This window comes from Mesorhizobium sp. M1338 (assembly GCF_040318045.1).
Classification (GTDB): domain Bacteria; phylum Pseudomonadota; class Alphaproteobacteria; order Rhizobiales; family Rhizobiaceae; genus Mesorhizobium.
Genome location: NZ_JAMYLL010000043.1, coordinates 40,336 through 50,199, shown reverse-complemented (window position 1 = coordinate 50,199; position 9,864 = coordinate 40,336). Strand labels below are relative to the sequence as shown.

At 61.7% G+C, this 9,864-nt stretch carries 10 protein-coding genes and 3 pseudogenes; 11 read left to right on the top strand and 2 right to left on the bottom strand.

Annotation, left to right across the window (positions count from 1 at the left end; genetic code table 11):
* The first annotated feature begins 421 nt into the window (after positions 1 to 421).
* Positions 422 to 820: a c-type cytochrome gene (locus NKH19_RS26515; protein WP_352871224.1), complete on the top strand. Its 399-nt coding sequence runs from the start codon at positions 422 to 424 to the stop codon at positions 818 to 820.
* A 50-nt stretch (positions 821 to 870) separates the two neighbouring features.
* On the top strand, positions 871 to 2,424 hold the full coding sequence (locus NKH19_RS26510) for a bifunctional aminoglycoside phosphotransferase/ATP-binding protein (protein WP_352871223.1): 1,554 nt from the start codon (positions 871 to 873) through the stop codon (positions 2,422 to 2,424).
* A gap of 36 nt (positions 2,425 to 2,460) precedes the next feature.
* Here NKH19_RS26510 and NKH19_RS26505 read toward each other — a convergent pair.
* Positions 2,461 to 2,544, bottom strand: a pseudogene (locus NKH19_RS26505) (hypothetical protein); the annotation flags it as partial.
* A 2-nt stretch (positions 2,545 to 2,546) separates the two neighbouring features.
* Here NKH19_RS26505 and NKH19_RS33620 point away from each other — a divergent pair.
* From NKH19_RS33620 to arcC, 9 genes and pseudogenes are all read left to right on the top strand, one after another.
* Positions 2,547 to 2,795: pseudogene (locus NKH19_RS33620) on the top strand (hypothetical protein); the annotation flags it as partial.
* Entirely contained in the window at positions 2,689 to 3,120 is a 432-nt protein-coding gene (gene trxC / locus NKH19_RS26500; protein ID WP_502911040.1) for a thioredoxin TrxC, read from the top strand. The pseudogene NKH19_RS33620 and the gene trxC, both read left to right, overlap by 107 nt.
* Before the next feature lie 75 nt (positions 3,121 to 3,195).
* Positions 3,196 to 3,414, top strand: coding sequence for a hypothetical protein (locus NKH19_RS26495; RefSeq protein WP_352983072.1), 219 nt, complete (start codon positions 3,196 to 3,198; stop codon positions 3,412 to 3,414).
* 88 nt (positions 3,415 to 3,502) lie between these two features.
* Positions 3,503 to 3,889, top strand: coding sequence for a hypothetical protein (locus NKH19_RS26490; RefSeq protein WP_352871218.1), 387 nt, complete (start codon positions 3,503 to 3,505; stop codon positions 3,887 to 3,889).
* A gap of 32 nt (positions 3,890 to 3,921) precedes the next feature.
* A complete protein-coding gene (locus NKH19_RS26485) occupies positions 3,922 to 4,512 on the top strand; it encodes an NAD(P)H-dependent oxidoreductase (protein ID WP_352983070.1) in 591 nt (196 codons plus the stop codon).
* A gap of 137 nt (positions 4,513 to 4,649) precedes the next feature.
* Positions 4,650 to 6,116 carry an arginine-ornithine antiporter gene (gene arcD, locus NKH19_RS26480; protein WP_352871215.1) on the top strand — a complete coding sequence of 489 codons (1,467 nt, stop codon included), beginning with the start codon at positions 4,650 to 4,652 and terminating at the stop codon, positions 6,114 to 6,116.
* Between the two features lie 13 nt (positions 6,117 to 6,129).
* Complete coding sequence (locus NKH19_RS26475) at positions 6,130 to 7,344, top strand: arginine deiminase (RefSeq protein ID WP_352871213.1); 1,215 nt, start codon at positions 6,130 to 6,132, stop codon at positions 7,342 to 7,344.
* A 17-nt stretch (positions 7,345 to 7,361) separates the two neighbouring features.
* Positions 7,362 to 8,364 (top strand): annotated as a pseudogene (gene argF / locus NKH19_RS26470) (ornithine carbamoyltransferase).
* Between the two features lies 1 nt (position 8,365).
* Entirely contained in the window at positions 8,366 to 9,307 is a 942-nt protein-coding gene (gene arcC, locus NKH19_RS26465) for a carbamate kinase (protein ID WP_352871211.1), read from the top strand.
* On the opposite strand, the gene NKH19_RS26460 is transcribed toward arcC, so the two are convergent.
* A complete protein-coding gene (locus NKH19_RS26460) occupies positions 9,304 to 9,810 on the bottom strand; it encodes a hydrolase (protein ID WP_352871210.1) in 507 nt (168 codons plus the stop codon). The genes arcC and NKH19_RS26460 overlap by 4 nt on opposite strands.
* Positions 9,811 to 9,864: the final 54 nt, after the last annotated feature.

Sequence of the window (9,864 nt, the reverse complement as noted above, 5' to 3'; positions counted from 1 at the left end):
TCGGACCGCGCCCCCCAGTTTTTCTCCCGCTTATTTTTTCACCTGGTGGCCGGAAGAGACCCGGGGGTTTTGTGGTTCCATGTATGCGTTGCAACAAATGTAACGGCCGGCGCAAGGCGCCGGCCCGTTTCTTCCTGCCGTTGACTTGCTATCGCGCCATCAAGACCGGCAGCGACCGAACGTCGATCCTCGACTTGGCGACACCCCCGAAAATCCGCTCAGCGGCGAGCTTCAGATCGCCCTCGCCCTGGCTCGGTCCGGACGCCGCAAACTCCTCGTATCGCTGCGCAAGCGGAAGTGAGAAGGGCTGGTGGGTTCATTGCGCTGAATCAAACATCTTTGGTGCAGCGCCACTTGATCCGCATCAACGTGCTCGCGAACCAAGGTTGTAGGCTTCAGCCAATCAGTCGGGGAAACGCAGATGAAATTTTCGATCGCGCTGGCGCTCGCGGGTTTGGCCTTGAATGCGGCCGCCGCCCAGGGACTGGGCGATGGCGAGGCTGAATACATGAACTCATGTGCCGTCTGCCATGGTCCCGAGGGCAGCGGCGATGGACCGCTCGGCGACGAATTGGTGAAGCGCCCGGCTGACCTCACCCGTCTTTCGAAAGACAATGGCGGCGAGTTCCCCTACTGGCGCGTTTTCGCGGTGATCGATGGCCGCACCATGGTGCCGGAGCATGGCGATCGGGACATGCCGGTCTGGGGTCGCCAATTCCTCCCCGATGACGCCAGGAAATACGGCCCAAACGCTGGAGAGATCGTCACCACGGAACGGATTCATGAGCTGGCTGGTTATGTCCAGACATTGCAGCAATAGCACGCCGGATTGGAAACGCTTGCGCGCGACACCGGCACAAGGAGGCAGACATGATCGTTGAGAACCAGCAAGCCGCTGTCGCGTTTCTGCTCGATCCTGCTTCATATGGCACGACCGAGCCGGTCGAGGCGATCGAAACCCATATCTCGCGTATCTTTCTGATCGGCCGGCGGGCCTACAAGATGAAACGCGCGGTCAAGCTGCCCTATGTGGATTTCTCGGCGCCGGCGCTCAGGCTTGCCGCATGCGAGAAAGAGGTGGAACTCAACGCGAAGACCGCACCCGGCCTGTATCTGGGGGTGCGTCGCATTACGCGCGAAGCCGACGGCAAACTGGCTTTCGATGGCACCGGCCAAATGGTCGATGCGGCGATCGAGATGGTCCGCTTCGACCAGTCGAAGCTTCTCGATCGTATGGCAACCGCCGGAGAATTGTCGCCGGCGCTGATGACCGCGGTTGCGCGCATGATCGTCGGCTACCACCGTACCGCCCCGACGATCCACCATGGCAGCGGCTCATCCAATCTGGCGAGTGTGCTGGACATCAATGAGGCCGGCTTTGCGACCAGCCATGTTTTCACAAAACCGGAGATCGAGACTTTTGCCGAGGCCTTCCGCACCGCCCTCGCCCGGCATTCCGGATTGCTCGACCGCCGGGAAGCAGCAGGTAAGATCCGCCGGTGCCATGGCGATCTGCATCTGCGCAACATCTGCCTTTTCGACGGCGAGCCCCGCCTCTTCGATTGCATCGAATTCAACGACCAGATTGCAACTGTCGACGTCCTCTACGACCTTGCCTTCCTGTTGATGGACCTTTGGCATCGCGGTTTTCCGCAGCTCGCCAATCTCGTGATGAACCGCTATCTCGATGAGGCTGACGACGAGGACGGGTTCATCCTGCTGCCTTTTTTCATGGCGGTGCGGGCTGCCGTGCGCGCCCATGTCACCGCGACGCAAGTCGAGGAAGGCAGTGCCGATTCCGACACGTTGACTGCCGAGGCGAGATCCTATTTCGACCTTGCCAGAAACTTCCTCCAGGAAGCCCCGCCGCGGCTCGTCGCCATCGGCGGCCTCAGCGGTTCCGGCAAGACGACCGTTGCGGAGGCGCTCGCCGCCCATGTCGGCGCGCCGCCCGGCGCCCGCATTGTCGAAAGCGACCGTATCCGCAAGGCCATGCACGGAGTGCCGGCCGAGACCAGGCTGCCGGATAGAGCCTATCGACCAGAGGTCTCCGACCGCGTCTACCGCGAAATGGCGTGGCGGGCCGGCCTGATCCTCGCGGAGGGTGGATCGGTTGTCGCTGATGCAGTGTTTGACAGGCCTGCCGATCGTGACCGTATCGAGAAGGCGGCACGTGACAGGGGCGTGGCTGTCGCCGGATTCTGGCTGGAAGCCGATCCGCTTGTTCTCTGGCAACGGGTCAGCGAGCGCAAGGGGGGTCCTTCAGACGCCACCATCGATATCCTCTCGCGGCAATTGCAGCGAAATGCCACTCAATCTACCTGGCGAAAGGTCGACGCTGGTCGGGGGCCTACCGATATCGTCTCGGAGTTGAGAAGGTTTTCCGATAGCGGTACCTTCGAAACCCTGCGCACAGCCTCCTGACTGCAAGGTGATCGACCTCAACGGAGATCGAGCGTTGTGCCGGCCCGACTTGATCGCGATCACCGGCGTGACGTGTGCCGCCGCACGGGCGGCCGAGATGAATTTGCGCGGATTGGGAATTGCCCGTTGCCGGTGCGCTGCTTCAGGAGGGGATAGACGTAGCGGTTATCCTGAATGCGTTGCGCGCCCTTGGCGATGGACATCTCGGGCGCGCAAAGTGGACGATAGCAAAATCGGTGAATGGCCATGGCACAGCAGAATCTGGTGGTTTGCGGCAAATGCGGTGGGATCAACCGCCTGCCGCCGGCCCGCAATGCAATGGAGGCGAAATGCGGAAAGTGCGGGACCAGGCTATTTTCGGGGCACCCTGAAGACGTCGACGCCGCGACTTTCGATCGTCAGATCGCGCGCGGCAGCCTGCCCGTTGTCGTCGACGTCTGGGCACCCTGGTGCGGCCCCTGCAAGATGATGGCACCGGCCTATGAAGCGGCGGCAACTGAACTCGAGCCGCATGTTCGCCTGATCAAGCTCAATTCCGAAAATGAGCAGGCTGTCGCCGCAAGGCTCGGAATTCGCAGCATCCCGACCATGATCCTCTTTCATGGCGGGCGCGAAATCGCGCGCACATCCGGCGCAATGACAGCGGGCCAGATTGTCAGGTGGATTCGCGACCGCTTGCCGACGATCACCGCTTGAAAGTCGCCGCGCAATGGAGGGCTGGCAGCTCATTTCGGCGGCTGCGGCGTGCTGGCAAGTTCGGCGCTGGCAGGCATGTTCGATGTCGATATCTCGGTGCTCAGTGCGTTGCGGTGGTCAAGCAGTCGGTCCCCGTCGACACTATCGGTCAGGCCGGCGTTGGGGGCAAATGCGATCGGCCGGCTGTCGCTGGCGGCGTTTGCCGGTCCAATCAGGTTCTGGTTGCCGCTGGCCGGCGCAACCCTGGTCGCCGCGACCGCCGGCTACGGCGCCATGTTGTTGGTCAGCCCTTGATAGAAGCGCGGTTGTCGAGCCTCCTTTGATACGGATCAAGGGCCAAGGCCGTCCACCGTTCTATGGGACTCCATGAAAGGAGTTTGCCATGACAAGTTTGAAGGACCTCACCCCCAACTTCCGCCATGTTCGGTTGCTGCTCGCCCGCGAAAAAGGCCATCCGGAAGGTGATCGCGAGGAGGGCTACGATGTGCTCGCCCCATTGACTGGCGAAGGCCGGCTCGATGCGAAAGAGTGGAAATCGCACAAGGCTTCTTGCCGTGTTCGCCGGTTTCGCAATGGCGAGGAAGATCTGATCGGCCGGCTGAGGCGCAAGCCTGGCGGGCAATGGTATTTCGACTATGCCGAAGGCGATCGCGACGACGAGATCGGCTTTCATCTCGGCGATGAGCGGTTCGTGACCGGCGAATATGTGTCGATCGCGCGCAACGGCACCATGCACACCTACCAAGTGGCACAAGTGGAACGGCCTTGACCCGTTTGGGGCAAACTCCCTGGAGGTAAACCATGTCGCGACGCGTCCTCATCGTAGTCGGCCACCCCGATCCCGCCCCGGACCGACTCTGCCGCGGTCTTGCCAAGGCCTACGGCGAGGGCGCGGAACAGGCAGGACACGCCGTCCGCCGGGTCGATCTGGCAGCAATCGATTTTCCGATGCTGCGCACGATGCGGGATTTCGAACACGGCGTAATCCCGGAGAGCCTCAGGGATGCCACCGAAGCGATCGTCTGGGCCGAGCACATTGTCTTTGTCTTCCCGCTGTGGCTCGGAACCATGCCGGCCATGCTCAAGGCATTTCTGGAGCAGGTAATGCGACCAGGAACAGCCTTTGCGTACCCAAACAAGGGCAGCGGGTTCACCAGGACGCTGCTTCGCGGCCGCTCCGCGCGCGTCCTGGTGACGATGGGCATGCCTTCTGTTCTTTACCGCCTATGGTTCCTCGGACACGGCATCGCCGGCATGCGGCGAAGCATCCTGCATTTTGTCGGCATCAGTCCGGTGCGCGAGACCTTGTTCGGCATGGTCGCTGGCGCCGGCGATGCAAAGCGGGCGAAGTGGATCCGACAGATGCGCACGCTCGGCGAGCGAGCGCTTTAGGCCAGCGATCCTGATATCCGAGCTGCGACGCGACATCACCATTTGCTGCCAAAATCGATTTGACCCGCGTCAAGGCTGCCGGCTCTTTTCCCGGCTTCATTACCACCCATCAGAGCCTTCAATTTTGGGAGAGCATCATGACTACGGCTGATTTCAACATCCCTGTTCGCAAAGTCGCGACCGCGGCGCCAACGAAACTTCGACTGGGTTCCCTGACCGCATTGGTGATCGGTTCGATGGTCGGCTCCGGCGTGTTCAGCCTGCCGCAGAATATGGCGGCAGGTGCTGGTCCCCTCGCAATCCTGATTGGCTGGACCATCACCGCGGTCGGCATGCTGGCGCTGGTCTTCGTCTATCAATCGCTTGCGACCCGCAAGCCCGAGCTCGACGCCGGGCCTTACGCTTACGCCAAGGCCGGCTTCGGTCCCTTCATCGGCTTCACCAGCGCGTGGGGCTATTGGATCAGTGCCTGGGTCGGCAACGTCTCCTACGCGGTGATCGTGTTCAGCGCCCTGTCCTACTTCTTTCCGGCGTTCGGCGACGGAAACACCTGGCAGGCCGTGCTCGGCGCATCGATCCTTTTGTGGCTGATCCATATCCTGGTTCTCGCCGGCATCCGGCAGGCGGCGATCATCAACCTCATTGTAACGGTGGCGAAGATCGCTCCGATCGTCTTGTTCGCAGGGGTTGTTGCCGTCGCCTTCAAACTGCAAGTCTGGTCCCTCGACTTCACCGGTCTGGGCAACGCCAGTCTCGGCTCGATCACCGCACAGGTGAAAAGCACAATGCTGGTGACCCTGTGGGTGTTCATCGGCATCGAAGGCGCCAGCGTATTTTCCGGCCGGGCCGAGCGCCGCAAGGACATTGCCATGGCGACAATTCTCGGTTTCTTCACCTGCCTTGCGCTCTACGCTCTGGTGTCGCTGCTGTCGCTCGGTATCCTCAGCCAACCTGAACTCTCCGCGCTGAAGAACCCATCAATGGCGGGCGTATTGGAGGCGGTTGTCGGTCCCTGGGGCGCTATCCTCATCAACATCGCGCTTGTGGTGTCGGTGGTCGGCGCCTTCCTGAGCTGGACGTTGCTTGCAGCCGAAATTCCCCATGTCGCCGCCAAGGACGGGACAATGCCGAAATTCTTCGGCCGGGAAAGCGAGCGTGGCGTGCCCTCGATCTCCCTTCTGATTACCAATCTGCTCGTGCAGGCGTTCCTGCTGATCACACTTTTCGCACAAAGCACTTATCAAGCGCTGTTCTACATCGCGTCGGCCGCAATTCTGGTGCCCTACATCTTTTCCGGAGCCTACGCTGCCAAGCTCGCGCTGACCGGAGAAAGCTACGAGGGCAATGAACAACGCGCCGGTCCGCTTTTCGCGGGGTTGCTGGCAACGGTCTATGGTTTGTGGCTCGTGTACGCAGCGGGACCTGCATACCTGTTCATGTGCGCGATCCTCTATGCGCCCGGCATCATCTTCTACGTGTGGGCGCGCCGCGAAACCGATCAGCGCGTGTTCCATCCTGCCGAAGCAGCCCTCGCCGCAACCCTCATCGCTGTCGCCATCCTCGCCGTTTACGAGATATGGACCGGCGCCGTCAGCCCGCTGTGAGAGGAGCGGCGCGATGACAAGCCTGGGTGTGCATTCCGAAGTCGGCCGTCTGCGCGAGGTGATGGTCCATCGCCCGGATCTCAGCCTGCGCAGGCTGACACCGGAGAACTGCAAGGCGCTGCTTTTCGACGATGTGCTGTGGGTCAAGCGGGCTCGCCAGGAGCACGATGTCTTCGTCGATGCGTTGCGTGAACGCGGCGTGCTGGTGCATTCCTTCGGGCAACTCCTGGCTGAGACGATGAGCCTGAACAAGGCCCGCGACTGGCTTCTCGACCGCCGCGTACATCCCGGCGTCGTCGGGCTCGACATGGTCGACGAGATGCGCGGATGGCTCAACGAGATGCCGCCAGAGTTGCTCTCGTCTTACCTTGTCGGCGGCATTGCCCGGGCGGAGCTTCCTTTCGAGCCCAAAGGTTTGACCGGAAGAACGCTGGCCCCCCAGGATTTCGTACTGCCGCCGCTGCCGAACCAGCTTTTCACCCGCGACAGTTCCTGCTGGATCTACGGCTCGGTTTCCGTCAATTCCATGTACTGGCCCGCCAGGCGCCCGGAAGCGGCCAATGTCGAAGCCGTCTACCGCTTCCATCCCCGCTTCCGCGACAGCGGTATTCCTTTCGTCTCACCAGATCTGGGCACTGGCACCAGCCTGGAAGGCGGAGATGTCATGCCGATCGGTGGCGGAACGGTCCTCGTCGGCATGGGGGAGCGTACCACGCCGCAAGCCGTGGGTGACCTTGCGCGCAGCTTGTTCGCTGCCGGCGAAGCGACACGCGTGATTGCCGCCCTGATGCCGCGGGACCGCGGTTTCATGCATCTCGATACCGTCTTCACCTTCTGTGATCGTGACCTTGTCACCATGTACCCGCCGGTGGTGGACCGGTTGCGCACCTTCTCGCTGCGGCCAGGCGACGGAAAAGCGGCGGTCGAGGTCACGGATGAGACGAAACCGTTCACGGCTGTGGTTGCCGAAGCCCTTGGACTGAAGTCGCTGCGGATCATCGCCACCGGCGGCGACCGCTACGAAGCTGAGCGCGAGCAGTGGGATGACGGCAACAATGTCGTTGCGGTCGAGCCCGGCGTGGTCATCGGCTACGACCGCAACGTCTACACCAACACACTCCTGCGCCGCGCCGGAATTGAAGTGATCACGGTCGAAGGCGCCGAGCTTAGCCGCGGCCGCGGCGGCGGTCACTGCATGACCTGTCCGATTGTCCGCGACCCGATTTGACCCGAAAGGAAATCCCCATGGCGATCAATCTTCATGGCCGCTCCGTCCTGACCCTGGACGACCTCACGGCCGACGAGATCCGGTTTCTTCTCAAGCTCGCCGCCGATCTCAAAGCGGCCAAGCTCGCCGGGCACGAGATACCGCGGCTTGTCAGAAAGAATGTCGCCCTGATCTTCGAGAAGGATTCGACGCGCACACGCACGGGTTTCGAGGTGGCGGCCTACGATCAGGGCGCCCACGTCACTTACTTTGGCCCCACCGGCAGCCATATCGGCCACAAGGAATCCATGAAGGACACCGCCCGCGTGCTTGGCCGGATGTACGATGCGATCGAGTATCGCGGCTTTGGCCAGCACCAGGCCGAACTGCTTGCCGCGCACGCCGGCGTGCCGGTCTACAACGGTCTCACCGACGAGGCGCATCCGACGCAGATCCTCGCCGACCTCATGACCATGCGTGAATTCACGCACAAGCACCTGTCGGATATGACCGTCACCTTCGTCGGTGAAGGTCGGGACAATGTCGCGCTGTCGCTGGCACTCGGAGCAGCCAAGGTCGGCATCGACATGCGCATCGCATCGCCGAGGGAGCTTTGGCCGGACGAGGAATTCTGTGCCCATGTCCGGGACCTGGCAGACCGCGGCGGTGGCCGTTTCCGGCTCGACGAGGATGTGGCTGGCTGCGTCCAGGATGCCGATTTCATCTACACCGACGTTTGGATGTCGATGGGCGAGGACAAGTCGGGCTGGGCCGAGCGCATTCGCCTTCTGATGCCCTATCGTGTCACCAGCGAGGTTATGGCTGCCTCCGGCAATCCCCACGTCAAGTTCATGCACTGCCTGCCGGCGTTCCACGACACCGATACCGAGATCGGCGCCTTCATTGCGAAGGAATACGGCATCGACTGCATGGAGGTCACCGACGAGGTGTTCGAGTCGGGTGCGTCGATCGTCTTCGATCAGGCCGAAAACCGCATGCACACGAGTCAAGGCCTTGCTCGTCTCCACGATCGGCAACTGAGATGCGGATCGTCGTTGCGCTCGGCGGAAACGCACTGCTGCGCCGTGGCGAACCCATGACGGCCGAGAACCAGCGTGCCAACATCGTGCGCGCTGCGGCTGTATTGGCGGGTCTGATCGGCGAAGGGCACTCGATCATAATAACGCATGGCAACGGACCGCAGGTAGGACTTCTGGCCCTCCAGGCCGCGGCAACTTCAGATGGCCGCACATTTCCACTCGATGTGCTTGGCGCCGAAAGCGCAGGCATGATCGGCTACGTCATTGAGCAGGAACTCGGCAATCTCCTCAAAGAGAGGCTTTTCGCGACCCTGCTGACGCAGGTGAAGGTCGATCCGCACGATCCTGCTTTCGCTCACCCGACGAAGCCTATCGGCCCGGTCTACGACGAGGCAACGGCACGCAAGCTTGCCATCGAACGCCGCTGGCGGATTGCGCCCGATGGCGACAAATGGCGCCGTGTCGTGCCCTCGCCCAGACCGCTGGAGATCCTGGAAGCCGCTGTGATCTCGTTCCTTGTCGAACGCGGTGTGATCGTCATCTGCACCGGCGGCGGCGGGGTTCCAGTGATAGCCCGGGTAGATGGCAGTCTTTGCGGCGTGGAGGCCGTCGTCGACAAGGATCTGGCAAGCTCGCTTCTTGCGCGTCAATTGAAGGCCGACATGCTGCTGTTGCTGACCGATGTCGACGCCGTCTATGTCGACTACGGAACGGCGACTGCTCGGGCGCTCCGGCGCGTGAGCCCCAAGGAGCTATCCGGGAAGAATTTTCCGGCCGGCTCCATGGGACCGAAAGTCAGCGCTGCAATCGAATTCATTGAAGCGACAGGCAAGCCTGCGGCAATCGGCAAGCTTGATGACGCCGTAGAAATTGTGACGGGCGAACGCGGCACCTGGTTCGAAGCCGACGCTCTGCCCTCACCCATCGAGCCTCGGAGGTTTTAGGCAGCCACGACACCGACGACATAATTCTTGCCGTAGGCTTTGGCGCATTTCGGACATGTCGTGTAGAAGAAGTACACGTCACTTGGCTCGGTGTTTCGAGCACGCGCAATCTGCCGCATCTCCTCATCCCAGGTCCTCGCCTGGCTGAACGGACCCTCGAACACCTTCGTTATGAGGTCTCCAGTCAGCGTAGTGATCTTCTCGCCGGGCACAGGCTTCGAAACCGCAAACAGATGCTCGCTGCTCCAGGGTGAGATGTCCCTGCTCAGCACAATGAATTGATCTTCGTCCGAGGCGCCGGCGTCTTCGATGTGCTTGTTAACGCGCGCGAACACGCTGCCCATATTCATCGGGATATGCATGACGCTGTGGGTCGTGGCCTTGACGAACCGCTTGTCGTTGAAATGCAGATCCTGACCGTCCCAGCCGTCGGGACTGAACCTGGGGCAGCAACCGGTCGTGTTGACACTGGCGTCGTACCGAGGTGTTTCATTCGTCCGCATGGCCTGTCCTCAATTGAACCGCCATCTGACGGGCAATGATTCCGGCCATCATTG

Coding starts and splice junctions, on each gene's coding strand:
- NKH19_RS26515 (WP_352871224.1), top strand. CDS start 422: ATGAAATTTTCGATCGCGCTGGCGCTCGCGGGTTTGGCCTTGAATGCG.
- NKH19_RS26460 (WP_352871210.1), bottom strand. CDS start 9,810: ATGCGGACGAATGAAACACCTCGGTACGACGCCAGTGTCAACACGACC.
- NKH19_RS26510 (WP_352871223.1), top strand. CDS start 871: ATGATCGTTGAGAACCAGCAAGCCGCTGTCGCGTTTCTGCTCGATCCT.
- NKH19_RS26475 (WP_352871213.1), top strand. CDS start 6,130: ATGACAAGCCTGGGTGTGCATTCCGAAGTCGGCCGTCTGCGCGAGGTG.
- arcD (WP_352871215.1), top strand. CDS start 4,650: ATGACTACGGCTGATTTCAACATCCCTGTTCGCAAAGTCGCGACCGCG.
- NKH19_RS26485 (WP_352983070.1), top strand. CDS start 3,922: ATGTCGCGACGCGTCCTCATCGTAGTCGGCCACCCCGATCCCGCCCCG.
- NKH19_RS26490 (WP_352871218.1), top strand. CDS start 3,503: ATGACAAGTTTGAAGGACCTCACCCCCAACTTCCGCCATGTTCGGTTG.
- arcC (WP_352871211.1), top strand. CDS start 8,366: ATGCGGATCGTCGTTGCGCTCGGCGGAAACGCACTGCTGCGCCGTGGC.
- NKH19_RS26495 (WP_352983072.1), top strand. CDS start 3,196: ATGTTCGATGTCGATATCTCGGTGCTCAGTGCGTTGCGGTGGTCAAGC.